Origin of the sequence: Caballeronia sp. dw_19 (assembly GCF_018449515.1) — a bacterium.
GTDB lineage: Bacteria > Pseudomonadota > Gammaproteobacteria > Burkholderiales > Burkholderiaceae > Caballeronia.
The window spans coordinates 78819-102865 of the sequence record NZ_JAAVUQ010000006.1; the positions used below are offsets into that span (position 1 = coordinate 78819).

Genomic DNA, 24047 nt, shown 5'->3' on the forward strand with positions numbered 1-24047 from the left:
CCATGTCCACTTCTACGCAACACCACACCGCACGCCAGATCGGCACTTTCGTTAAAACGGGCGCGCCGCAGATCATCGAGATCCTCGGCGCCGCGGGTCTTCATTTCGCGGTGATCGACGCAGAACACGCACCGTTCGATCGAGCGACGCTCGACGTCATGGTGATCGCCGCGCGCTCCGTGCAGCTGCCGCTGTTCGTGCGGATTCCCGACATGAACGCCGCGACGATCCAGTCCGCGCTCGATCTCGGCGCGTCGGGGCTGCTGGTGCCGCACGTCGACTCCGCCGACCAGGCGCGCACGCTGGTCGCGCGCACCCGGTTCATCGACGGCGAACGCGGCTTTTCGAGTTCGCCGCGCTTTGCCGGCTACGGCGCGCTCGGGATGCAGGCGGCCATCGCGGCCGGCAACGGCACGGTCGTCATGTGTCAGATCGAGAGCCGTGCGGGTTGTGAAGCCGCGCGTGAAATCGCGGAGGTGGACGGCGTGTCCGGTCTGTTCGTCGGCCGCGCCGATCTGGCTTTGTCGTTCGGGCTTACCAGCGCCCGCGCGCCCGACGTGATGCGAGCCACCGTTGAAGTACTCGACATCGCGCGGCGGGCCGGCAAAACGCCCGGCGTCGCGCTCGGCGAAGTCAGCGAATGCGCCGAATTCGAGCAGATGGGCGCCTCGTGGTTCGTGATCGGATCGGATCAATCGCTGCTTCGCAAGGGCGCGCTGACGTTGATGGCCTAGGTATTCGCCTTGCCTCGGGGCCGCCGAAAAACTGCGATAATTCGCGTTTTTCGAGGAGCCTGCGCCTGACTCACCCGGCGCGGCCGACCACTGAGACCATGCAAGGCGAAAAGATGGCGGAACGCGAATCCTCGATCCGGGCAGTGGAGCGAGCCATCACGTTGCTGCGCGCGCTGAACCGGATGCCCGTTTCGACGCTCGACAGCCTGCATCAGTCGACGTCGCTGCCGAAACCCACCTTGATCCGGCTGTTGCGGACGTTCGAAGAACTGGGCCTCGCCGCACGCGGCGCGCGCCCTGGCGAATACCGTCTGCTCGACGGCGTCAATGCACTGAATTCGGGCTATCACCATGTGCCGCATGTGGTCGAAATCGCCGCGCCGCTCGTGCGAAAACTCACTGAAGAAATCAAGTGGCCGATCGCTGTCGGCATGCTCGACGTCGACGCGCTGGTCGTGCGCTACAGCACGATTCCCTATTCGCCGCTGTCTCTGCTGCATTCGTCGATCAACATGCGCCTGAGCCTCGTCTCGCGTGCGTTGGGACGCGCGTATCTCGCGTTCTGCTCGTCCGAAGAACAGGAGATGCTGCTCGAAGTCGTGCGGCAAAGCCATCATCCCGAAGACCGGCTCGCCCAGGATCGCGAAGCGATGCAAGCGATGCTCGATCAAACTCGTGGACGGGGGTACGCGTTGCGGGATTCCACCGTTCGGCCGGTGTCCGGCACGATCGCCGTGCCGGTGATGGCGAAGGAATTCGTCGCCGCATCGATTGGGCTGACGTGGTTTTCTTCGGCGCTAACGAGCGAGAAAGCGGTCGATAGATATCTCGATCGGATGCTTGATGTGGCGCGGCAGATTTCTGAACAGCTGTGACCTGTCCAGTTGTAACCGTCTTGTAGCGATAAGTCCGGCGAGGTGAAAAAGTCCGCGACGGCAAGGGGTTCTGCTGCAATCTGTCGGTCGCGGCGCGTGTTACGTGGCGTCTTGATTTCGGAACGGCCGCCGTTGATTAATGCAGAGTCGGTGGCAGAGTCCGGACATGGTGGCGGTTCGTCTTGGCCTTGACATGCGCTTTCTGGCGGTTACCGCTCCGGAATATCTGGCGATTCATCCAGCGCCGAAAACGCCCGATGCGCTGCTGCAGCACCAATGCATCCGGCAACGTCTCCCCAGCGGCAAACGCTATCGATGGGAGTTTCTCAAGCGAAGGCAGGAAGTGGCGATCGACGTACCCGGAGCCCTGACGCTCGACAACAACCAGTTGATCGTAGAGGCAGCGATAGACGGCCTGGGCATCGCTTATGTTCCCGAACCCTATGCTCGCGCGGCATTGAACGATGGGCGACTCGTTGCCGTGTTGGAGGATTGGTGCCCGCCGATTCCTGGCCTCTTCCTTTACTTTCCTCGCACTCGTCATATGCCGACGAGTTTGCGAGCGTTCATCGATATGGTTCGAACGGTTGCCGGATAAACGCGACTGCCTGCCCGGTTCTTCATCGCCGTCCACGGAGGTTCCGATCTCCATACAGCTGATTCCCAGTATGAAGGAAGCCTGAACAAGACTCTCCACAAGGTCTCATCGCGGATATCATCCGGTTTTTCAATAGAAAGCGCATGCGCCAACCAAACCTGGTTTGACCGTTTGGCCGCACTACTGACCCGAGGGCTGTCCGGTCGCTAGTCAGGTCGAGTACCTGAACAACTCGGTAGAGCAGGATCGACTGGCGCGGTCGAATACGCGACGTGGTCATCCTGAGCTGTCGCCCACTGGTTGCAGATGTCCCTCAGCTGTAATCGACGCTGATCGACTTCGTTATCAGATACGCGTCGAGCCCCTCAATGCCCCCTTCCGAGCCATAGCCACTTTCCTTCACGCCGCCGAACGGCAGCTCCGGCAGCGACACCCGCGTCGTATTCACACCGACCATCCCCGCATCGATCAGTTCGGCGGCCCGGTGTGTCGTCATGAGCGAACGACTGTACAAATACGCTGCGAGACCGAAGCGCGTGCTGTTCGCGATGTCGATCGCTTCATCGAAGCTGTCGAATGCGATACATGGCGCAATTGGACCAAACGGCTCCTCGTGCAGCAGAGGCGACTCGCGGCGCAGACCGCTCACGACCGTTGCCGGCCAGAAGAACCCCTGCGCCGGCACCGCTCCCCGCGCGGCTTCGGCCCCGTCCGCGCAAGCCGATGCCAGCATCGCGTCGAGCGCGTTCTGTCGCCGTTCTGTCGCGACTGGCCCAAGCTGCGTCGCCGGGTCTAGCCCCGCACCAACGCGCAATGATATTGCGTAGTCCGTAAGACGCTCGACAAACTCATCGTGGATCGACGCATCGACGATGAAGCGCGTCGGCGCGATGCAGATCTGCCCCGCGTTACGGAACTTCGCAGCCCCCGCTTGCGCGATCACGCGCTCGAGGTCCGCGTCGGCAAACACAATCACCGGGGCGTGACCACCGAGCTCCAGCGTACAGCGCACGGCCCGTTTCGCCGCGCGTGCCGCGAGCTGTTCGCCGATCGCCGTAGAGCCAGTGAAGCTGACCTTGCGGATCACCGGAGAATCGATCAGTTGCCCGGCGATCGCGGGCGCATCGCCGAATATGACGCTCAACACGCCCTCGGGCAGCCCCGCTTCGACGAACGCATGCGCAATTGCGAGCGCGGACAGCGGCGTTTCCTCAGGCGCCTTCAAGACGCAAGTACAACCCGCAGCGAGACTACCCGCTATCTTGCGCATCGGCGTCAATGCCGGAAAATTCCATGGCGCGAACGCCGCAACCGGTCCGACCGGCACACGTTCAACCAGTTGTCTCAGCGCCGCGCGTCGCGCCGGCACTACGCGCCCGTAAGCCCGCATGCCCTCGTGCGCGTACCATTCGAGCGTTTCGAGCGCCGCGTTCCATTCGGCGGCTGCCTCGGCTATCGGCTTGCCCTGCTCGCGGGTAAGCTGCGCGGCGAGCCGTTCGCGATCCGCGCGCAAACGCTCGGCCGCGCCGAGCAGCACCTGCGCCCGTTCGTGTGCGCTCGTGCCGCTCCAGCCGCGAAAGGCGCTGTGCGCGGCCGCGAGTGCCGCCTCAACCTGCGCATGATCGGCGCCGATCGCGTTGACCAGCGTGCGGCCCGTCGACGGATCGACGATCCGGATCTCCGGCCCGGCACCGCGCACGCAGGCGCCGCCGATCATGACATTCGCGGCCGTCAGTTCCCCGCTCTCCTGGCCCATCAACCGATCCTCCGGATCGAATCGGCGAGCGTCGAAAACAGCCGTTCGATTTCGTCGCGGCTGATCACAAGCGGCGGCGACAGCAGGATTGTGTCGCCGGATGCGCGCACCAGTACATCGTGCGCGAGGCAATCGCGATGCACCGCATAGCCGCGCCGGCCTGGTCCCTCCCCGGACGCAGCAAGGTCGATCGCCGCGAGCAACCCGATATTGCGAATGTCCAGTATGCCGGGCAGACTGCGCAACGCATGCGCGGCATCCTCCCAGGTTTGCTCGAGCTCCCTTGCGCGGACCAGCAGTCCTTCGCGGCGGTACACCCGCAATGCGGCAAGACCTGCTGCGCAGGCGAGCGGATGCGCGGAATACGTATAGCCGTGTGGCAATTCGATCGCGTCTTCCGGTCCGGCCATCAGCGCGTCGTAGACCGCTCGTGTTGTCAGCGTTGCGCCCATCGGCACCGCGCCATTCGTGAGTCCCTTGGCGCACGTGATGAGGTCCGGGGTGACGTCGAACCGGCTTGCCGCGAACGGCGCGCCGATACGACCGAACCCGGTGATCACCTCGTCGAAGATCAGTAGAATGCCGTGCGCGTCGCAGATCTCGCGCAGCCTCTTCAAATAGCCGGGCGGGGGCACCAGCACGCCAGTCGAACCCGACACTGGCTCGACGATCACCGCAGCGATCGTCGATGCATCATGCAGCGCCACGAGACGCGTCAGGTCGTCCGCGAGATGTTCGCCCCAGTTCGGCTGGCCGCGCGAAAAGGCCATCTGCGCGCGGTCGTACGTATGCGGCAAATGATCGATGCTCGGCAGCAGGTTGCCGAACGCTTTTCGCTGACTCGCAATACCGGAAACCGACAAGCCGCCGAAGCCGACGCCATGATAGGCGCGCTCCCGGCCGATTAACCGGACACGTTGCGCGTCGCCGCGCGCCCGGTGATAGGCGAGTGCGATCTTCAGCGCGGTGTCGACCGCCTCCGAGCCCGAATTCGAGAAGAATGCGTGCCCGAAGCCAGCGGGCGCTTCGGCAACGAGCTCATCGGCGAATTCGAACGCCGTTGCATGGCCTAACTGGAACGACGGAGCGTAGTCGAGCTGCGCTGCGCTGCGTTGAATCGCGTCGACAATTTCCGGCCTGCCGTGGCCCGCGTTGACGCACCATAGCCCCGCGACGCCGTCGAGCACGCGCGAGCCGTCCGCGCGATGGTAGTACATGCCCTGCGCGCCGCTGAACAAGGTCGGATCCGCCTTGAATCTCCGGTTCGACGTGAACGGCATCCAGAATGCGTCCAGTTTGGACGCTGTCGTTGTGAAGCTCATCGATAGGTTTCCTGTTTATTGATCGCTCATTGCGCGAGCTTGATACCCCACAGCCGCGGCCGGCGCCCTGGCCACGCGGCGAAGCCGATCACGCGCCGGTTTGCCGCCGCGGTTACTGCACCCGCATCGAGGCCGATCATCGGCACGTCCCGCAGCATCAACTCATGCAACTGGTCGAACGCGGCTTGTTTCTGCGGATCGTCTGACGCCTGCATCAGGCGATCGCGCGCGGCCTGTGCGTCGGGGTCGTCCCACACCTTGCTGACATCCGTCGCCTTGCTGCCAATGAAACGGTCGTAGTGAAACGCCGGGTCGAGCGACGGCGCGAGGTGGAACACCATGACCTGATAGTGGCCGGCGAAGAAATCGCTCACCATGCTTGCGAATTCGAGCGGCTTGACGACCATGTTGAGGCCCGCCTGCTGCCCCATTGCCTGCACCATCAATGCGGTGTCATACATCGATTTGAAGCGCGGCGTGGTCGAGATCGCAATCGGCTGTCCGTGGTATCCGGCCGAGGCGAGCAGGTGCCGCGCGCCGGCGACGTCGTAGCCAATGCGCTTTTGCATCACGGCGTCGTAAAAGCGGTTCGCTGGCGACACCAGCGAACCATCCACCGGCGCGAGTCCGAGCGCGGTGACCTTGCTGATTGCCGCGGCGTCGATCGACATCGCAATCGCGCGCCGCACACGGACGTCGGCGAGCAGGGGATCGGCGGTCTGCAGCACGAGGATCGACGGGCCGACGCTCGGCGCGTGCGTTACCCGCAGCGACGCCATTCGCTCGAACTCGCGCTGGAACTGCGGATTGATGCCGTACCAGATATCGATGTCGCTCACTTCGAGCGCCGCCTTGATCGACGCCTCATCCGGGATCACCACGAAGCGCACGTTGTCGATGAACGGCGTCTTGTCGCCCGCGTAGCCATCCTCAATGCCCGTCGCCGGCCGATAGTCCCGATAGCGCGTCAGCGCGATCGACTGGCCCTTGAGCCACTGCCCGAACACGTATGGGCCTGTGCCGACCGGCGCACGCCAGTGGCCCGCGGCGTCTACCGACGCAGGACTCAGAATCGCCGTCTGGTCACAGTCGAGCCGCGCCATCATGTTGAGCAGCACCGGGCTCGGCTGGGCGAGAACAAATTGCACGTGCAGAGCGTCGAGCGCACTGACCGACTGGATCTTGAGCCCGCGCGTGCCGTCGAAATAGGCACGGCACGACCAGTTGGTCTTCGGATCGAGATAGCGATGCCACGTCCACACTACCGCGTCCGCATCGAGCGGCTGCCCGTTGTGGAACCGGACGCCCTGCCGCAATGCGAACGTATAGACGCGATGGTCCGCGGAGACGTCGATGCGCTCGGCAAGCATCGGCATCGGCGTGCCGTCGAGCGTCGGCGCGACCAGCCCCTCGACGATCTGCGACAGGACAATTCCGGTCGGATCGTCGGACGTCTTGCCGGGCTCAGTCGTACGGATATCGGCGTTCAGCGCGAGCGTCAGCGTGTGCGGATCGGCGGCATGGGCTGCGAGTGGCGCGACCGCGACCGCGATCAGGACGCAGGCGGCCAGGTGGGCGAAGGCGGCAGCAACACGCGCCGCCGGTCTGAATAAATGGATCATGGAATGACCGGGACGTAAATAGACACTTCAGGCGCTGGTGGCGAATGGCTGGGCCGGCAAGTCAACGTGCGGCGATGCGTCGAGCAGGGTGCGCGTATAGGGGTGCTGCGGCGCGTCGAATACGGCATCGCGTTCGCCGGTCTCGACTGCTCGCCCCTTGTGCATCACGAGCACCCGATCGCTGATCTGCTCGACCGCGGCGAGATCGTGCGAGATGAAGATGCACGCGAAGCCATGCTCTGACTGCAGTTGCTGAAATAGCGCCAGAACCTGTTTCTGCAGCGTCATGTCGAGCGCCGAGATCGGTTCGTCTGCAACGATCAGCGCCGGACGCGTGACGATCGCCCGCGCGATCGCTGCCCGCTGCCGCTGGCCGCCCGACAGCTGATGCGCAAAGCGCCGCCCGAAGCCCGCGAGGCCGACCTCGGTCAGCACGTCTTCCACGCGCCGCTCGCGCTGCGTCCGGGTGGCGAATTCGGGCAAATGCCGCAACGGTTCGGCGACGATTGCGCTGATCCGCATGCGCGGATCGAGCGACGAATACGGATCCTGAAACACCATCTGGCACTGTCTGCGGAACGCCTTCAATTGTGCGCCGTCGGCGCGCAGCACGTCGCGGCCACGAAACAGCAGTTGGCCGCCGCTCATGCGCACGAGTTGCACGATGGCGCGACCGAGCGTCGTCTTGCCCGACCCGCTGCCGCCGACAATCGCCACGGTCTCGCCAGCAAAGATGTCAAAGCTGACGCGGTCGACGGCCTTCAGCGGTGCACTGCGGGCGCCGAACAGGCCGCGCCGGCCCGGATGCACGACTTCGAGGTCGATCACCGACAACAGCGGCATGCCTTCGCGTGCGACCGGCACTCGAACCTCGCGACGCGGCAGCGCGGCGATCAGCTGGCGCGTGTAGGGATCGCGCGGCGCCTGCAGCAACGTACGCGCCGCGCCCTTTTCGATCTCGCGGCCGCGGCACAGCACGATCGCGCGATTCGAATAGCGGGCCACGAGACCGAGGTTGTGCGTAATGAGCAGCACCGCCGTGCCGGCTTCGCGGGTCAGTTCGACCATGACCTCCATCACTTCGCGTTGCGTAACCGTGTCGAGCGCGGTAGTAGGCTCGTCCGCGATCAGCAGCGCGGGCTTGAGCAGCATGACGGAGGCCAGCATGATGCGCTGGCGCATGCCGCCGGAGAACTCGTGCGGATACGCGGCGAGGCAGCGGGCAGGATCGTCGATACCGATGCGCCGCAGCATAGCCAGGGACGCATCGCGGATCTCGGCGGCGCTCATGCGCGTATGCTGCTTCAGGCCTTGCGCCATTGATGCACCGATGCGCATTGCCGGATTGAGCGAGGCCATGGGCTCCTGGAACACCATGCCGATACGCGCGCCGCGCAACTTGCGCAGCGCATGCGGATTCAGGTTCGTCAGCTCGGTGCCTTGCAGGGTGATCGTGCCAGACAGATGACACACCGGTGCCGGCAGCAAGCCGAGAATCGAGCGCGCGATCATCGTTTTGCCGCTGCCGGATTCACCGACCACCGCTACGAATTCGCCCATCCCGACGCTCAACGACACATCGTCGACGATCCGTTCCCGGCCTGGCACGCCGAGGACGAGGTGATCGACGCTCAGCAGCGTGGAGAAAGGCGGGTTCACGAATGCCCCTCCATGCGCGGGTCGAAGCGGTCGCGCAGCGCATCGCCGAGCAGATTCACGCCAAGTAGCACACCGGCGATGCACAGGCCCGGCACAATGGATAGCAATGCGTCGCTGTCCATGTATTGCCTTGCATCGGCCAGCATGTTGCCCCAGCTCGGTGCCGGAGGCGGCACGCCCATGCCGAGGAACGACAGCGCCGACTCGGCGAGGATCGACCAGCCGAAAATACTGGTCGCGATCACGATCAGCGGCGAAAGGCAGTTCGGCAGCACATGCCGGAACAGCGTGTACAGCGACGAGTTGCCCATCAGACAGGATGCTTCGACATACTCACGGCTGCGCACCGAGAGCGCCGACGCGCGCACGATCCGATATACCGATGGCGCGTACGCGAACGACAGTGCCAGCACGATGCCACCGGGCGACTGGCCGGCTATCATCGTCACCCCGAGCGCCAGCATGATCCCCGGAAACGACAGCAGCGCGTTCGCGACAAGGTTCAGCGCGCGCTCTAACATACCGCGGAAATAGCCGGCAATGCCGCCTAGCAGCGCGCCGACCGCGGCGGTCGCGAGCATCGTCTCGAAGGCGATCATCATGCTGAGCGAGGCGCCTGCCATCAAGCGGGACAACACGTCCCGGCCGAATTCGTCAGTGCCTAGCCAGTGCTGCGCAGACGGCGGTGCGAGCAGGTTCACGAAGTCCATCTGGGTGATGCCGTAGGGCGTCCACCAGATGGCAAGTACTGCGAAGCCAAGCGGAACCGCCAGTAGTATGCCGCCGAGTGCGGCCGCAAACGGCCTGCGCAGTTTGAGCCGGCGCATCATGCGGCGACTCGCGGGTCGAACAAGAAGTAGCACAGATCCACCACGAGGTTGACGAGGACGTAAAAAACTGCGGTAAAGAGCAGACAACCCTGTACCACCGGATAATCGCGAGCGAAGATTGAATCGACGAGCAGCCGGCCGAGGCCCGGCAACGTGAACACTGTTTCGATCACTGCGATGCCGCCCAGCAGATGCCCGAGAGACAAACCGATCAAGGTCCATGTCGGGGCGAACGCGTTGGGCAGGCAATGGCGCAGCATCACCCGGGCTTCGGACAGACCGGTTGCGCGCGCGTGGGAGATGTACTCGAGTTGCAGCACGTCCATTGCGCTTGCACGCATCATCCGCGTTAGCGCGCCGACCTGGATCATCGTCAGCGCCAGGACCGGCAACGCGAGATAACTGAGGCTTTGCAGAGGATGTTCGCTGACAGGCACGTAGCCGACCACCGGCACCCAGCCGAGCCGCAGGCCGAACAGCATCAGCAGCAAAATGCCGAGCCAGAACGACGGAATCGACAGCAAGAGCGCGGAGGCGGCGACAATCGCCACATCCGGCCACTGTTTCCTGAAGCGGGCGGCGACAATCCCAGCCGGTACCGCGATTGCCGTTGCAAGCAGTACCGCAGCGAGAACGATGGACAGCGACAACTTGAAGCGCGACCAGATCAGCACTGTTACGCTTTCCTGATTGATTAGCGAACGGCCGAGATCGCCACGCAACGCGTGGCCGAGCCAGTGTACGTACTGCATCGGTAGCGGATCGGTCAGACCGTAGCTCGCCCGCAGCGCCGCCAGCGCTTGAGGCGTCGCCGCGTCGCCGAGCATCTGCTGCGCGGGGTCGCCCGGCAACAGCCGCAGCATCGCGAAGACAATGAGCGTCACCACCAGCAACGTCGGCACGATCGAGCCAAGCCGGCTTACCGCAAAGCGAAACATAGTGCACTCCTCGAACTGAATAAAACGTTCCGGCATGCGCCGGACGCCGGGAATGGCATCGGTCCGATGCAGACCTCCGGCGGCTTGCCGCATTCGCGCCGGGCCTGCCATTTACATGCGCTACAGCCGGTACTCGGCAAACTGGATGCCCTCATATGGCTTACGCGCAACCCACATCCGGCGGTCCGCAGGATCCATCAGCGTGGTCGCAACCGTCGCAGAGATACTCGCGTGGCTTGCGGGTTTCGGACGGCGCAACACGCCGTCGGGCGCCGGAAAATCGTCAGCTAGCGCAGCCTTGACAGTGTCCCAGCCGATCCGATGCGGCGCCTCAAGGCGCGCAGCCGATAGTCGAGCGCTCACCCGCCGTTGCCGGTAGATCGAATCGGGGTTGGCGCGCGGGCCGAGATCGCGCAGCTTGGTCCGCGCGACCGGGCAGATCCAGTGGTTCGCGTGCACGATGAAGCCATTTTCCGGGGTGAGCCAGAAGATCTCGTCCGGCGCGCATTCGAGGTCAACCGCTTCACCCCCCGCCTGCGCCAGCATCAGGTTGTTCGAACAAAATCGATCGACGCTCCACAACAGCTTCATCGCCTGACAAAGGTTCTCAGCTTCCAGCATCTTGCGGCGGATCAGCACGAGAGGGACATCCGCGCGCTTGGTGTAGTCACGGTCCGACCACAAGAAGTTGCCGGTCAGCGATACGCCGGCGCTGTTGAAACCGTGGCGCGCAAGCGAACCCGCTTCGGTGAACATCAGCAGGTCCGGGCCGTCGCCACGCTGCATCCGCAGCACGATACCGGTCTCGGTGCACTCCTCACGCCAGTCCCAATTGTGCGCATGGATCAGCCGCCCCGTTTCCGATGCGTCTGGCAACACGATGAGTCCGGTACAGCCATCACCCGGTTCGTCCGCGAGCCTCGCGTTGCTGACAAGCGCGTCGTGGCCGAACATCATCTCGGTCCGGCAGTTGATCACGATCACGTCCTCAAGCGACACGCCCGCTCCGTCGGCGATACCGCGCATTTCGGCAAGATAGTCGGCATCGAAACGCTCGATGCATGACGCCATCGTCTGGGCGAGCACGCGGATCTGCGGCTCGCCGACGTCGCGGCGAAGCAGTTGCTCGCGATACAGGGCAATGCTCGCGGCGACGCGCTGCGGCACGGCCTGGCCATGCTGCAAACCGCGCTGATAAGGCGAACCGGAAGTTTCTACGAACGGGAAAGGCGCTGGCAGGGACATGAGATTTCAGGTTGGGAAGCAATGCGCCGATAATGGTCTATTTCGATAAAAAATACAATATTGTCAAAATAAATCGAGGCCAATGATTGACCTGGTGCGGCACTGACTCTCTTGGCCGACCTGGCTCACCGCCCGGTCGGTCCGTTTCGTCAGCAGATCGAGATCGCAAAATTACGGACATCTCCGCTGAATCAAGCGCCACGGCCACCTGTACTGCACCATTACCCGAGGCGTAAAGCGCACTGGTATCATCATGGACCACGGTGAGGCGAATTGTTTTTTTATTTATTAAAATGCACTATGATTGCGGCACTGCCATGCCATGCCATCCAGCTCCGTGCGCCGCCGCCAAAGCGGTCCGCCGGCGGCCTTAACTGCGGGAACCCGCCTGAAAAGCGCATGAATACCGACGAATACGACGATCGACCTGACATGTCAGAGGCGGCAGCGGGTTGCGATACCGCTACGATTTCCTGCGATGAAGCGCGTGCAATCGCTTTGGAGCACTACGGCATCGACGCGCTCGCCAGCCGGTTGACCGGCGAACAGGATGAGAATTTCCGCCTGGAGACTGCCGGTGCAACGCGCTACGTACTCAAGGTCGCCAGTCCTGCCGAAGCACCAAGCGTGATCGACCTGGCGACGGCCGCGCTGTTGCACGTCGCAGCTTCCGACAATGAGTTCCCTTGCCCACGCGTCTGCATCGATCGGCGCGCACGCACGGCTACCCCAATCGTCGACGCCGCGGGGCATCCGCGAATCGCCAGAATGCTGACGTGGCTGCCGGGCCAGCCGCTATTGACATCAGAACGCTCAGCCGCGCAGCGCGTGGCCTGCGGCCGGCTCGCGGCACGGCTCGGCAGTATTCTGCGCACCTTCGACCATCCGGCGGCGCGCCGGCCCCTGCTGTGGGATGTGTCCCGCGTGTCGGCGCTACTTGACATCCTCGACCAGGTGCCCGGTTTTAGCGCATCCACGTTCATCGGCGGCTTCGTGACGCAGTTCGAGGCGGCAACGCGCCCGGTCTCGGCGCTGCTGCGGCGTCAGGTCGTGCACAACGACATGAACGTGCGCAACCTGCTCGTCGACCCGCACGACAACACGCGTATCGTTGGACTCATCGATTTCGGCGACATCGTCGAGACGGCACTCGTCGCCGATGTCGCGATCGTCGCGAGTTCGCAGATCACTGCGCTTGAGTCGCTGGAGCGTGATCTTGCCGAGACAGTGGACGCCTATCGCTCTGTCGAGCCGCTGCTGCCCGCGGAGCTCGCGGTGCTGAACTGGTATATCGCGGCGCGTCTGGTGATGGGCATGCTGATTCCGGCGTGGCATCACTTGCGCAACCCGTCTAGCGGACATTTCATACCGAAAACCGAAGCCGACCTCGCGCGGCGCATTGACATGGTCCGCAAGGTCATGTCGATCCGCTTCACCTAGCGCGCCGGCCCCCATGACAAGGAAAGACATGACGAACCATTCGACCAATCCGAACCTGCTGTCGCGCCGGCGGGATCTGCTCGGCCCAACCTACGGCCTGTTCTATGACGAACCGCTGCACATGGTCCGTGCACAGGGGGTCTGGATGTACGACGCCGACGGTCGCGCGTATCTCGACGCGTACAACAACGTGCCGGTCGTCGGCCATTGCCATCCGCATGTCGTCGCGACACTCGCGACGCAGGCAGCCAGGCTCAACACGCATACGCGATATCTCGCCGACGCACCGGTGGAACTTGCGGACCGGCTGCTGTCGACCATGCCGGCCGAGATCGGCAACATGGTGTTCGTCTGCACGGGCAGCGAAGCGAACGATCTCGCGATCCGCGTCAGCAAGTTCGTCACCGGGGGGACCGGCTTCATCATCACCGAGCGCGCGTACCACGGCACCAGCGAAACGACTTCCGGCATGTCGCCATCATCGCGCGTTCCACTCGGCCGCGACGTTTACGCGATCGCCGCGCCGCTGGGCGAAGACGGTCCCGCGCAGTTCGCCGAGCGCGTGCGCGAGTGCATCGGACGCATGCGGGCTGACGGCGTCAAGCCAGCGGCCCTGCTCGTCGACACAATTTTTTCGAGCGACGGCGTGGTCTGCGATCCGCCCGGTTTTCTCGCCGAAGCCGCGCGCGCGATCCACGATGCGGGCGGCCTGTTCATCGCCGATGAAGTGCAGCCCGGTTTCGGACGCACCGGCGAATACATGTGGGGTTTCATGCGGCATGGCGTCGTGCCCGACATCGTCACAATGGGCAAGCCGATGGGCAACGGTCATCCCATCGCTGCGATGGCGGCGCGTCCCGAACTGATGGCGGCGTTCTCGAAGCACACGCGGTACTTCAATACCTTCGGCGGCAACACGGTATCGTGCGCTGTCGCACTCGCGGTACTCGACGTGATCAAAGACGAACGGCTGATCGACAACGCTCGCCTCACCGGCGAATATCTGAAGGGCGGCTTTGCGTGGCTCGCGCAGAAATACCCGACAATTGGCGAGGTCCGTGGCAGCGGCCTTTTTGTCGGTGTCGACATTGCACAGGGCCGCGACGCGAACGAAACACCCCGGCAGGCAGCGACACGGATCGTCAACGAACTGCGTCGCGCAGGCGTGCTGACGGGCACGACAGGAAAGAATGGCAACACGCTGAAAATCCGCCCGCCGCTGCCATTCAACCGTGAGAACGCCGATTTCTTGCTGCTCGCGCTCGAAAGGATCGTCGCTGCGTAACAGCGCGGCATCGTCAACCTACGCGTAGTCTCCGGCTACGAGGAAACTTCCCGATGAATTCCAATCACGCCGCGCCTGCGGATCTTTTTTTCGATGGTCTGGCCCGCGGCCGCCCGGAGACCCACGGCGTGTCATCACGAGGCATCGTTGCATTTCTGGACGAAGTCGCCGCCGCCAATCTCGAGTTACACAGTTTCATGCTGTATCGCGGCGGCGCGGTGATCGCCGAAGGCTGGTGGTCGCCCTATCATGCGGGCCGGCTGCACATGATGCATTCGCTGACCAAGAGCGTTACCGCATGTGGCGTCGGCCTCGCGCTTGCCGAAGGCCGCTTCGGGTTGCACGACAAAGTGGCTTCGTTCTTCGACGACCTGCTGCCTGGCGTGCCCGATGCGAACCTCGCCGCGATGACAATCGAAGACCTGCTGACGATGCGCACCGGACACCGCATCAACGTATCGGGTTCCGCATGGCGCCCGATACGCACGAGCTGGATCGCCGAGTTCTTCAAGATCCCGGTCCCCGATGTCCCTGGCACGGCACACCTCTACACAAGCGCGGCGAGCTACATGCTGTCGGCGATCATCACGCGAACCACTGGCGAGCCGTTGAGCGAATATCTGCGGCCGCGCTTGTTCGAGCCGCTCGGCATCACCGGTTACGAGTGGCCGACCGGCCCCCATGGCATCAGCCCGGGGGCGAACGGGTTGAGCTGCCGCACCGCCGACGCGCTGAAGCTCGGCGTGCTGCATGCGCGCAACGGCCTGTGGAACGGGCGGCAGATCCTGCCGGCGGACTGGGTCGCCGCAGTGCAGGCCGCGCATGTGCCCGGCAAATACGGTTACCAGTGGTGGCTCGGACCCGACAATTATTCGGCACGCGGGCTGTTCGGCCAGTTCGTGTTCGTGTTTCCGAACCATGATGCGGTGCTCGCGGTAACCGCCGCGATGCCGGCCGGCAGCAACTTCACTGGCAGGTTCGCGTTCCGGTACTTCCCGGCGCTGTTCGAAACGCAGCCCCTGCCGGACAACGACGACGCGTTCGCCGCTCTTCAGGCACGCACGAACGCGCTGTGTCTGACGTTACCAACCGGTCCCGCCTGGGCGGAATGCGCAGTCCGCGTTTCCGGCAAAACCTACGTCGCCGACGATAACGAGGACGGCGTTCGCGCACTCCGCTTTGCATTCCGCGACGATCAATGCCGGTTCATTGTCGAAGACGCGCGTGGTACGCACGAAATCGACGTTGGGCTGGCCGAACCGGTCGAGGGCAATACGTCGATGACCGGGCACAAGCTGCATCACGAATATCAGCCCGACATGATGCGTGTCGTCGCAAGCGGCGTGTGGCAAGACGACCGTACGTTCGTGATGACCTGGATTTTTGTCGAATCAGCATTCCGCGACACGGTCGTCTGCCGTTTCGACGGCGACAACCTCACGCTCGAACGTAGCGTCAACGTGAACTCCGGTGCGCTCGAACGGCCGCCGATCCGCGGCCGTGTCGTCACCTCTGATACCTAGTCGCATCCCCATGGGCGAGCAACTGGCATTCGCGTGATACTGTACGCGCGGCAGGTTGTGCATATTCTTTAAAAGAAAGACAATGAGGGATGAACAAACGACTGAAATCCGTACGCCACGATCCGAGCCAGCAGCCGAGCTCGCTCCAGACTGATCTGGCCCAACGCATCGCGCAGCAGATCAAGGACGGTAAATTCGCGCGTGGCGAGCATCTGACCGAGACTGCGCTCGCGCAGCAATACGACGTCTCGCGCACGCCCGTGCGACAGGCGCTCAGACTGCTCGAGGAACAAGGCTTCGTCGAATCGCGCGCGAACAGCGGCGTGTTCGTCGCCGAAGTCGCGCCCGAACTTGCCCTCGATCCGCTTACCTCCGAGCAGGCGAGCGAAGAAGAGATCTACCGCGCGATCATCGCGGATCGCGCGACCAACCAGCTGTCGTCGCCGTTCTCGGAATCGGAGATTCTTGGGCGTTACGACGCGCCAAAGCGGCTCGTCACGCGCGCGCTGCTGCGACTCACGCGCGAGGGCCTGATCGAGCGGCGCCGCGGTCATGGCTGGACCTTTTCGCCCATGCTCGAATCAACCGAGGCAATCAATGAGAGTTACCGGTTTCGCATGATGATCGAGTGCGGCGGGCTCGCCGAGCCGGGATTCCACGTTGACGAGAAAGAATTGCAGGAATCGCGAAGCGCACATCTGCATTACATCAATACGCGGCGCCGGGCGAAATCGCCGGCAGACTTCTTCGCGATGAATGCGAGCTTCCACGAGATGCTCGCGCGCTTTTCCGGTAACCGATTCGTCGAGCAGGCGGTACGTCAGCAGAACCAGTTGCGGCGCTTCGAGGAATATTCGAACTTCGTGACGCGCAACATCAATCTCGTTGACTCGTGCCAACAGCATCTGGAAATCCTCGATGCGCTAGAGCGAAGCGACCGCGAATGGGCAATCGCGCTGATGAAGCACCACCTGTCAACGTCCAGCCAGATGTGAGACGCATGGGCTGGTTCTCGCGACGGCAGGGCCCGTCTTCTAACGCCGGGCGGTGACCTCGCCGTCCGTAAGACCGGCAGCGACCGGTCGCCTCTGCATGCGCGAATATGAGACCAGCATGCCGGCCAGTTCCTGCGCGACAAGCGTGGGCGATGACGCGTGGCGGCGGACGAAGCACACGTCGCGCTGGCTGAAACGTTCGCGCACCGGCACCGCGGTCACCGAGCCTGCGAACAGATCCTGTTCGGTCAGCACCTTCGGCCCGAGCATCAGGTAGTCGGTTGACAATACCAGATGCAGCGACTCCAGCAGCGAGTCAGCCGTGATGGTGATCTTCGGCGGCGTCAGGTCGAGCGTCGCGAACACGCTGAACAAACGGTTCGCCGAGCCGCCGGTGATGCCGTCGGTCCTGAAACCGACCCATTTGCAATCGGCAAGTTCGCGAATCGACGTTGCACGCGCTTTCGGATGGGCACGGCGCGCGATGATCGCCGGCACCGACTGATACAGCCGCTCGATAGACAGGTCGATGTCCGTGACATGGGGTGCGATTGGGCACAATGCGAAGTCGAGCTGACCGTCGCGCACCTTGTGTATCAGCGTTTGTGTCGAGCCGCTCGACACGTGGACCGACACCCGAGGAAACCGGGCAGCGAACCGGGTCAATACGGGGGACAGGAGCTCCGAAAGAGGTTCGGTTGTCAGGCCCACCGCGATGTTGCCGCTCGGCTCGCCCTGCAACAGGCGCATGTCGTGGCCGACACGGTCGCAATCGGCAAGGATCGATCGCGCGCGCCCCCGCAACTGTTCGCCGAACGGCGTCAAGCTAATGCCGCGAGGCGTGCGGTTCACCAGCGGCACCGCAAACTCTGCTTCCAGAGTCTGAATAGCACGGGTCAGCGCACTCTGCGCGACATCGAGCGCCCGAGCTGCCGCCCTGAAGCTCCCCTGATCTACCACTGCACAAAACGCCCTCAACTGGCTCAACGTCATCTCGATACCTGCTCTTCAGGTTATTCCGTCACATCAACGGTTCGACGAACCGTCACGCGTTAATCAAATGCGTCTTCATGATCCCTGTTTTAGATCGCGATGCCACGAAGCGGTCTTCCTGATCAAAAAACGGCTAACTAGAATAATTTGCAATCCTTCATATATATACGTGAATCGGTTGGCGACAATTACTACCACAGAGGAATCAAAGATGAAAAAAACGCTCCCCATGATCGCCGCGCTCGCCTCGCTCGTCGGAGTGGCGCATGCGCAAAGCAGCGTGACGCTTTACGGCTTGATCGACGACGGTCTCACGTACAGCTCCAATGCGAAGGGCAGTTCACAGTATTCAATGACCGCCGGTAACCTCGAGGGCTCGCGCTGGGGCATGCGGGGCATCGAAGATCTCGGTGGCGGACTCAATGCGATCTTTCGCCTCGAGGGAGGCTTTAGCCCCGCGAACGGCACGCTCGGCCAGGGCGGCGCGCTCTTCGGGCGGAAGGCCTACGTTGGCTTGTCGAGCGCGGCCTACGGTACGCTGACAGCTGGTCGCCAATACGATCCCGCCGGAGACTACGTGAGCGGCTTTGAATCTGGCAATGCCTATGGTGAAGTCACCGCTACCGAATGGGGGAGCATCTATGGCGCACACCCGGGTGATATGGACAACCTCGACAACTCGTTCCGCATCAACAACACAGTCAAGTACACGAGCCCCAGTTATCGTGGCCTGTCGGCCGAGGGGCTGTACAGCTTTGGCGGCCAGGCTGGCGATTTCACGCGCAACCAGTTGTACGGGTTCGCCGCCGGCTACGCGAATGGCCCGCTTGCACTCGGCGCAGCGTTCGAGAAGGCCAAAGATCCGAACTATTCGCTCTTCGGTACAAACCCGAGCGCCAACACAGCGACTTCGACGAGTGCAATCAACGCATCGACGCCGGTATACAGCGGCTATCTGTCAGCCGGCGCGTGGCAACTGATCACCGCAGGCGGCGCATACCGGATTGGCAATGCAACGATCGGCGGCGTATATAGCAATGTACAGTTCCAGAACGTCGGATCCGTCTCCGGGGCCGGCCTGAATCCAGGTCACCTCTCCGGCACGGCGACGTTCAATATCGGCGAAATCAATCTCGCCTACCTGGTGACCCCGTTCCTGCAACTTGGCGCCGCGTACAGCTATACGCGCGGCAGCTCGATCGGGACGATTTCGGGCGCGTCGTATAGCCAGTTCAACCTCGCAGCGAACTACCTGCTGTCGAAGCGAACCGACCTGTACCTTGTCGGCATCCACCAGCACGCGAGCGGCGTGGACTCCACCGGCAAGGCGGCAGTTGCGGCCATTCCGAACCTGTCCAACTCGTCGAGCGACGTCCAAACCGCCATCGTGTTCGGCGTGCGTCACCGTTTCTGACCCGATTTGACGGATACGCGCGTAGAAGATTCCTCCGGTATCTTCTACGTCCCACCGGAGCCGAACACGGACTGCTCGATAAGAGTTCGGCACCTCACTGAAGCGTTACCTGCAGATCGATTGAGCTGGCGCACGGATAAATTGTACTTTATTTAAAATAAATGCAAATTGAAATCAGCGTTTTCGCTAGGCCCTCGAAGCATTCCCCGGTTGCAAGCAGCTTCGCGCATTAGGAATGCTGACACTCCAATTCCGGCAACCGCCTTGCAATGAACCGTTTCGATAACCAACGTCATGACGAGCACCGCGTCTTGCTGCGGTATATCGCCCAGTTGCCTGTCCGGCTAGTTGCCATGTTCGAACTCGCTGCCTGAACTGTAGACACGAGTGCCATCTTTCCGACTAAACCGCTTATTCGCTCGATCCCTTCGGTGATCTCGCTCATCGCTGTACCGGCTCTGTTCCAAGGCCAAGCTTCAACTAGGTCTCTGAAGCCGACGTTCGTGAGGAATTTGGAGAAGTCCTAATGAATTCTTCGGTCGACGAATCCCCATTCAGTGGCCGACGATTCTGATCGTCGAACCAGGACAACAAGATGCGGTTTGTATCGTCCGGCCTTTCGTACTGAGTCCAACGCGAGCACGGGCCCAATCGGCTCTTTCGTTACCATCTGCCGCACACCGGGGGCGCGTGCCGGAATGATCCGGCCGAACGCACGGCGGGACTCCTCCGCGAACCAGTCGAGATAGTCCGCCGCGGAAGTCACCTCCATCGTGGCCTCCTGCAAGGTTTTGCCGTTTTCCCGCGTGATCGATTCCGCGATGCTCGCGGCGCGCTCACGCATGAGTTGCGCAGACTTGCGCAACACTGCGCCGCGAGCGAGTGCCGAAACCCGGCGCCATTTTTCAAATCCCGCTACCGCTACCTCGGCCGCTTCATCGAGGTCCTGATCCTGAGCGACGTGGAACTCGCCTTCAACCTGTTCGGTTGCCGGGTTGACGATCCTGGCCGTCTCCCCATTGCTCGAGTTTCGCCATTTGCCATTGATCAAGAGTTGCAAGGTGAACATGTTCATCATCCTGGAAGTGAGCGGTGCGATCGTTGAATAAGACGAGAGATAACTGACTGCGCCAACTATAGCTTGCAGTCGCGCAGCGATTGCGCCGGGTGAAATCCGAACAGAGATGACACCTGTTCATTAATATCTTGAGATCCTCTCTTCACCTGCATTCCGACATCAAGAGGCCTGTCCGATCGGAATGCCTCCACGTATTACCCTTCCGAAATCCGAACAGTCATGCCTGCGAGTCAGCAATGACGAAGGCCACGGGTTCGCTCCCTTGGCCCGGACGGCTGGCATCTCCTTAGCCGGCATGCCTTTGCAAAAAATCGCCGCGACCGCAGCGGCCGGAAATCCCGCTGAAAGGCGGACTTATTGGCACCGGCAAAAGTGCCGTACCTGCTGTTTTCACAAATTGACATGCCTTGAACCCACACGTAAAGTCGGCTGCAATTCCACCAGCAAAAAAAGCTGTGCATTGCTGCGGCTAGCGAAGCGATCGCCGCAGCTTCCACAGCGTTATGACGCGGGTCAAATGCGCACACCGAGTGCGGCCGATGAATGTGGCCGATGAATGTGGCCGATGAATGTGGCCGATGAGTGCGGCCACATCAATACAAAGGATATCTAATTGGAAAATTCATGCTTTCTCTGGCCTACGCATTCCGACGCGAATGCCTCGCTCATGCAGCGGGCCACGACCTTGCCTGACCGGACAATGACGATGCGGCATGGATCACGAATTACACGGTCCCCATACAATGTCCATATCGCCTACGGGCTTCGACAAGGCCATCCTCGCCAAAGCGTTAACGCTCGGACGCTTCGTCACTTGCCCCTTCCGGCGGCAACAATTTCGCCGTCAACCAACTGGAAATCATGATGTCGTTTCGCCGGGGTTGGATCGCTGTATTCTTGTTTACGCTCGCGATGATCAACTACATGGATCGCGTTGCTCTGTCGATGGCCGCCACTCCGTTGGCCAAGGAATTCCATCTGTCTTCAATTGCCATGGGGTACCTCTTTTCTTCCTTCATCTGGAGCTACGCCCTGTTGCTCCTGCCGATGGGAATCATGATCGACCGTTTCGGTGCGAAGCGGATGGCGGCTTGGGGGGTATTTGTCTGGTCTCTCGCGACTGCGTTGACAGGCCTGTCCACCAGCATTGTCACCCTCTTCGCTTCACGGCTGATCATGGGAGCGGGAGAATCGACGAGCAACCCGATCGGGGCGAAGGTGATACGTCAGTGGATCCCGGTGAAGGAGCGCGGCATCATGACATCGCTCTTCACCGGCGGCTCGTATTCCGGGCCGGCCTTCTGCTCGATCATGCTCGGCTCATTGATCGCTCTGTATGGATGGCGGGCCTCGTTCATCGTCGCCAGCGGCATCGGTTTCGTATGGCTTGCGGCATGGCTCGTGTTCTTCGATTTGCCCGAAAAGGTACGATGGCTCAAGGCGGACGAACGTGCAAAGATACTGGATGAGCAAGGCCCGAGAACTGTCGTAGCCAGCGAAACTGAAATGGCGGGATTCCGGTCGCTACTGCGTACCCGAACGCTCTGGGGACTGGCGATTGCGCAAGGATGCAATGCGTACACGCAATATCTGCTCTTGACCTGGCTGCCGAGCTATCTTCAGGCAACCCGTCACATGAGTATCCTGAAGACAGGTGCGTTCTCGGCCGTGCCCTACGGTACGGCGGTGGTTGGCTGCATCCTGATCGGCACCCTGAGCGATCGTTATCTCAAGAAAAGCGGGGTAAATTCAGGTCGCCGCAGAAATGCTGTCGCCCTGGCGTTAATCGCCGGCATGGCGATTTTTGCTGTGCCATTCACATCGAGCATCAGCGCACTGCTGCTGATCTTCTGCGTTACGCTGACCGGCAACGCGTCTACTTCCGCCCTGAACTACGCGTTGTTGAACGACCTTCTTCCCAACCCGGGCGATGTTGGGAAAGCCACGGCATTCATAGTACTGGGAGGCAATGTCTTCGGTCTGGTCGCACCCATTGCCACAGGCTATGTCATTGCAATGACGGGCAGCTATGACTGGGCGTTCGGGATAGCCGGATTTCTCCTCCTGGTTGGCGCGGTCGTTACATTGACCATGACCCGTCAGCCAATGACGGCGAGTGCAGGACGGGTTTGTACGCCACATGTTGCTTGATTTTCGCGAGCAGCCCGTTCGTTCAACGCAAGACGAGCACCAATAATGACGCTCCCGTAGAGTGAACGGGCTTCGAGAGTCGACCCATAACATTGCATCTCGCCAAAATGCCGTGAGAACCCATGACAACATACGTCGATAGAAGCCGATACCTTACCCTTGATGAAGGATTCAACCTGGGGCGCCCGCAGGTGCCTGCTCATATCTTCAGCCGGGAGCGCGACGAGGCACTCCTCGAGCATGACGATTCGGTACGTATTCCTTGCGATATGAAGTCGGTCATCGGCGGTGACGTCGAAGCAACGGCCCCGCTTTTGCTTGCTTCCTACGTCAGGTTGAAACCGGGAACACCGCTCGTGCTGAAGAGCGGCGCGACATCCGAGATCTTTTACGTCATCCAGGGCGCAGGCGTAACGACCTGGGGTGATGAGCAGATACGCTGGCAAAGCGGCGACGTTTTTCTACTGCCTGGCGGGGGCGAGGAGACGCATTGGGCGGAGGGCAAAGCGAATGCCGTCTTATGGCAATGCACTAACGAACCGCAACTCGCCTACGAAGGCGCCCTTCCGCCGCCGATCGACAAATCCCGTATCCAGCCTACGCATTACCCCAAAGCGGCCATGCATCGGGCGTTGGCCGACGCAAAAAAGCTTGAAATGAAAAATGGCATGAAATCGATGGCGATCATGCTTGCGTCGGAGTCGTCGAAGTATGGAACTATCACGCCAAGTTTGACGTTGGCGTTGAATTCGGTCGCTGCCGGGACCTCCCAGATTCCACATAGACACAACTCAGTTGCGATCTCGCTCGTATTGGAAGGAGAGTCCTGTTATTCGATTGTCAACGGTAATACGGTGCATTGGTCCAGGTTTGCCACCTTCGTCACGCCAGGCGGTGCATCGCACTCTCACCACAACGAATCTCCCGGGAATGCTTTACTGCTTATCGTGCAGGACGGGGGGTTTTATTACCATTGCCGTACGATGGGATTCGCCATAGTCGACACACCAACGCCTTCATGAGTTGTCGGCGTCCTTGGAACCCGAACGGAAATGTGTATGGGCCAATTCCCTAGTTGACGACCATCTCCACATGCAGGCGTTGACGTATTTCGAGAATACGTCGGGGATCATCAAGCATTTTTCCGACAGCGAGATAGAGGCAATATAGCTCGGCACTGGGTGCCTGCCGAAGCGAGTCGAGAATGTCCATGCTTAGAGGTGTTTTAACGGGCGAGCGGCAAGAGCTCATGCACGCGATTGACGGAATAAGACGGCAATTGCTCAAGCGTTCGCTTGAGCCACGCGTAGGGCTCGATCCACGCAACGCCGCATTCCGACAAGTTCCGAAACCCGTAATCCTGCGGCGAAACGAACCGTGAGGTTCGACTCGCCCGAAGCGTGGGTTGACCCGCCGCTTCAAGCCAGGCTTCCCAGTCGCGTGGACGGTTTTCGCTCGTTAGCCAGGTCTCAGTAACAAACTGCTCAGTGGTCCTCATGCCCGAACGGCGGAGTAGGGACGGACTCGCAATCACGATATTTGATTCTCGAAACAACGGTCACGACTGAAATTGGCCGCCGTTCGGTACA

20 protein-coding genes are annotated in these 24047 nt (G+C 61.8%); 10 read left to right on the forward strand and 10 right to left on the reverse strand.

All coding sequences use genetic code 11. The annotated features are described in order from the left end of the window. Positions 1–2: 2 nt before the first annotated feature. The 3 genes from HB376_RS10590 (at position 3) to HB376_RS10600 (ending at position 2207) form a co-directional block, all read left to right on the forward strand. The gene (locus HB376_RS10590) at positions 3–734 is read left to right on the forward strand and encodes an aldolase/citrate lyase family protein (protein WP_213763612.1); all 732 of its coding nucleotides are present in this window, start codon (positions 3–5) and stop codon (positions 732–734) included. Between the two features lie 113 nt (positions 735–847). After that, positions 848–1609, forward strand: coding sequence for a DNA-binding transcriptional regulator (locus HB376_RS10595; RefSeq protein WP_213763613.1), 762 nt, complete (start codon positions 848–850; stop codon positions 1607–1609). Positions 1610–1748: 139 nt separating this feature from the next. Further along, a complete protein-coding gene (locus HB376_RS10600; RefSeq protein WP_255631271.1) occupies positions 1749–2207 on the forward strand; it encodes a LysR substrate-binding domain-containing protein in 459 nt (152 codons plus the stop codon). 313 nt (positions 2208–2520) lie between these two features. On the opposite strand, the gene HB376_RS10605 is transcribed toward HB376_RS10600, so the two are convergent. The 7 genes from HB376_RS10605 to HB376_RS10635 all read right to left on the reverse strand — a co-directional run bounded on the left by HB376_RS10605 (position 2521) and on the right by HB376_RS10635 (position 11579). Continuing rightward, positions 2521–3963 (reverse strand): NAD-dependent succinate-semialdehyde dehydrogenase, encoded by a 1443-nt coding sequence (locus HB376_RS10605; RefSeq protein WP_213763614.1) that lies wholly within the window; start codon positions 3961–3963, stop codon positions 2521–2523. After that, complete coding sequence (locus HB376_RS10610) at positions 3963–5285, reverse strand: aspartate aminotransferase family protein (protein WP_213763615.1); 1323 nt, start codon at positions 5283–5285, stop codon at positions 3963–3965. The genes HB376_RS10605 and HB376_RS10610 overlap by 1 nt, the downstream gene beginning before the upstream one ends. Positions 5286–5311: 26 nt before the next feature. Continuing rightward, positions 5312–6907 (reverse strand): ABC transporter substrate-binding protein, encoded by a 1596-nt coding sequence (locus HB376_RS10615; protein ID WP_213763616.1) that lies wholly within the window; start codon positions 6905–6907, stop codon positions 5312–5314. A gap of 27 nt (positions 6908–6934) precedes the next feature. Then, positions 6935–8566 carry an ABC transporter ATP-binding protein gene (locus HB376_RS10620; RefSeq protein WP_346730471.1) on the reverse strand — a complete coding sequence of 544 codons (1632 nt, stop codon included), beginning with the start codon at positions 8564–8566 and terminating at the stop codon, positions 6935–6937. Beyond that, a complete protein-coding gene (locus HB376_RS10625; RefSeq protein ID WP_213763617.1) occupies positions 8563–9396 on the reverse strand; it encodes an ABC transporter permease in 834 nt (277 codons plus the stop codon). Before HB376_RS10625 ends, HB376_RS10620 begins: the two co-directional genes overlap by 4 nt. Next, entirely contained in the window at positions 9393–10334 is a 942-nt protein-coding gene (locus HB376_RS10630; RefSeq protein WP_213763618.1) for an ABC transporter permease, read from the reverse strand. Before HB376_RS10630 ends, HB376_RS10625 begins: the two co-directional genes overlap by 4 nt. A gap of 120 nt (positions 10335–10454) precedes the next feature. Beyond that, a complete protein-coding gene (locus HB376_RS10635; protein ID WP_213763619.1) occupies positions 10455–11579 on the reverse strand; it encodes a C45 family peptidase in 1125 nt (374 codons plus the stop codon). 399 nt (positions 11580–11978) lie between these two features. Between HB376_RS10635 and HB376_RS10640 the strand changes: the two genes are divergently transcribed. From HB376_RS10640 to HB376_RS10655, 4 genes are all read left to right on the forward strand, one after another. After that, complete coding sequence (locus HB376_RS10640; protein ID WP_213763620.1) at positions 11979–13019, forward strand: phosphotransferase; 1041 nt, start codon at positions 11979–11981, stop codon at positions 13017–13019. 28 nt (positions 13020–13047) lie between these two features. After that, on the forward strand, positions 13048–14304 hold the full coding sequence (locus HB376_RS10645; protein WP_213763621.1) for an aminotransferase class III-fold pyridoxal phosphate-dependent enzyme: 1257 nt from the start codon (positions 13048–13050) through the stop codon (positions 14302–14304). A 53-nt stretch (positions 14305–14357) separates the two neighbouring features. After that, a complete protein-coding gene (locus HB376_RS10650; RefSeq protein WP_213763622.1) occupies positions 14358–15827 on the forward strand; it encodes a serine hydrolase in 1470 nt (489 codons plus the stop codon). An 89-nt stretch (positions 15828–15916) separates the two neighbouring features. Beyond that, positions 15917–16822: a GntR family transcriptional regulator gene (locus HB376_RS10655; protein ID WP_213763623.1), complete on the forward strand. Its 906-nt coding sequence runs from the start codon at positions 15917–15919 to the stop codon at positions 16820–16822. Positions 16823–16861: 39 nt separating this feature from the next. On the opposite strand, the gene HB376_RS10660 is transcribed toward HB376_RS10655, so the two are convergent. After that, the gene (locus HB376_RS10660; RefSeq protein WP_213763624.1) at positions 16862–17815 is read right to left on the reverse strand and encodes a LysR substrate-binding domain-containing protein; all 954 of its coding nucleotides are present in this window, start codon (positions 17813–17815) and stop codon (positions 16862–16864) included. Positions 17816–18026: 211 nt separating this feature from the next. Between HB376_RS10660 and HB376_RS10665 the strand changes: the two genes are divergently transcribed. Next, positions 18027–19229, forward strand: coding sequence for a porin (locus tag HB376_RS10665; protein WP_213763625.1), 1203 nt, complete (start codon positions 18027–18029; stop codon positions 19227–19229). Between the two features lie 523 nt (positions 19230–19752). On the opposite strand, the gene HB376_RS10670 is transcribed toward HB376_RS10665, so the two are convergent. Beyond that, on the reverse strand, positions 19753–20298 hold the full coding sequence (locus tag HB376_RS10670) for an aldehyde dehydrogenase family protein (RefSeq protein ID WP_213763626.1): 546 nt from the start codon (positions 20296–20298) through the stop codon (positions 19753–19755). Between the two features lie 870 nt (positions 20299–21168). On the opposite strand from HB376_RS10670, the gene HB376_RS10675 reads away from it, so the two are divergent. After that, positions 21169–22458, forward strand: a complete 1290-nt coding sequence (locus HB376_RS10675) for an MFS transporter (RefSeq protein ID WP_255631272.1) — start codon at positions 21169–21171, stop codon at positions 22456–22458. Positions 22459–22580: 122 nt separating this feature from the next. Continuing rightward, a complete protein-coding gene (locus HB376_RS10680) occupies positions 22581–23480 on the forward strand; it encodes a cupin domain-containing protein (RefSeq protein ID WP_213763627.1) in 900 nt (299 codons plus the stop codon). Between the two features lie 203 nt (positions 23481–23683). On the opposite strand, the gene HB376_RS10685 is transcribed toward HB376_RS10680, so the two are convergent. Beyond that, a complete protein-coding gene (locus HB376_RS10685; protein ID WP_213763628.1) occupies positions 23684–23956 on the reverse strand; it encodes a transposase domain-containing protein in 273 nt (90 codons plus the stop codon). Between the last annotated feature and the right edge of the window lie 91 nt (positions 23957–24047).

Coding starts and splice junctions, on each gene's coding strand:
- HB376_RS10590 (WP_213763612.1), top strand. CDS start 3: ATGTCCACTTCTACGCAACACCACACCGCACGCCAGATCGGCACTTTC.
- HB376_RS10595 (WP_213763613.1), top strand. CDS start 848: ATGGCGGAACGCGAATCCTCGATCCGGGCAGTGGAGCGAGCCATCACG.
- HB376_RS10600 (WP_255631271.1), top strand. CDS start 1,749: ATGCAGAGTCGGTGGCAGAGTCCGGACATGGTGGCGGTTCGTCTTGGC.
- HB376_RS10605 (WP_213763614.1), bottom strand. CDS start 3,963: ATGGGCCAGGAGAGCGGGGAACTGACGGCCGCGAATGTCATGATCGGC.
- HB376_RS10610 (WP_213763615.1), bottom strand. CDS start 5,285: ATGAGCTTCACAACGACAGCGTCCAAACTGGACGCATTCTGGATGCCG.
- HB376_RS10615 (WP_213763616.1), bottom strand. CDS start 6,907: ATGATCCATTTATTCAGACCGGCGGCGCGTGTTGCTGCCGCCTTCGCC.
- HB376_RS10625 (WP_213763617.1), bottom strand. CDS start 9,396: ATGATGCGCCGGCTCAAACTGCGCAGGCCGTTTGCGGCCGCACTCGGC.
- HB376_RS10630 (WP_213763618.1), bottom strand. CDS start 10,334: ATGTTTCGCTTTGCGGTAAGCCGGCTTGGCTCGATCGTGCCGACGTTG.
- HB376_RS10635 (WP_213763619.1), bottom strand. CDS start 11,579: ATGTCCCTGCCAGCGCCTTTCCCGTTCGTAGAAACTTCCGGTTCGCCT.
- HB376_RS10640 (WP_213763620.1), top strand. CDS start 11,979: ATGAATACCGACGAATACGACGATCGACCTGACATGTCAGAGGCGGCA.
- HB376_RS10645 (WP_213763621.1), top strand. CDS start 13,048: ATGACGAACCATTCGACCAATCCGAACCTGCTGTCGCGCCGGCGGGAT.
- HB376_RS10650 (WP_213763622.1), top strand. CDS start 14,358: ATGAATTCCAATCACGCCGCGCCTGCGGATCTTTTTTTCGATGGTCTG.
- HB376_RS10655 (WP_213763623.1), top strand. CDS start 15,917: ATGAACAAACGACTGAAATCCGTACGCCACGATCCGAGCCAGCAGCCG.
- HB376_RS10660 (WP_213763624.1), bottom strand. CDS start 17,815: ATGACGTTGAGCCAGTTGAGGGCGTTTTGTGCAGTGGTAGATCAGGGG.
- HB376_RS10665 (WP_213763625.1), top strand. CDS start 18,027: ATGAAAAAAACGCTCCCCATGATCGCCGCGCTCGCCTCGCTCGTCGGA.
- HB376_RS10670 (WP_213763626.1), bottom strand. CDS start 20,298: ATGTTCACCTTGCAACTCTTGATCAATGGCAAATGGCGAAACTCGAGC.
- HB376_RS10675 (WP_255631272.1), top strand. CDS start 21,169: ATGATGTCGTTTCGCCGGGGTTGGATCGCTGTATTCTTGTTTACGCTC.
- HB376_RS10680 (WP_213763627.1), top strand. CDS start 22,581: ATGACAACATACGTCGATAGAAGCCGATACCTTACCCTTGATGAAGGA.
- HB376_RS10685 (WP_213763628.1), bottom strand. CDS start 23,956: ATGAGGACCACTGAGCAGTTTGTTACTGAGACCTGGCTAACGAGCGAA.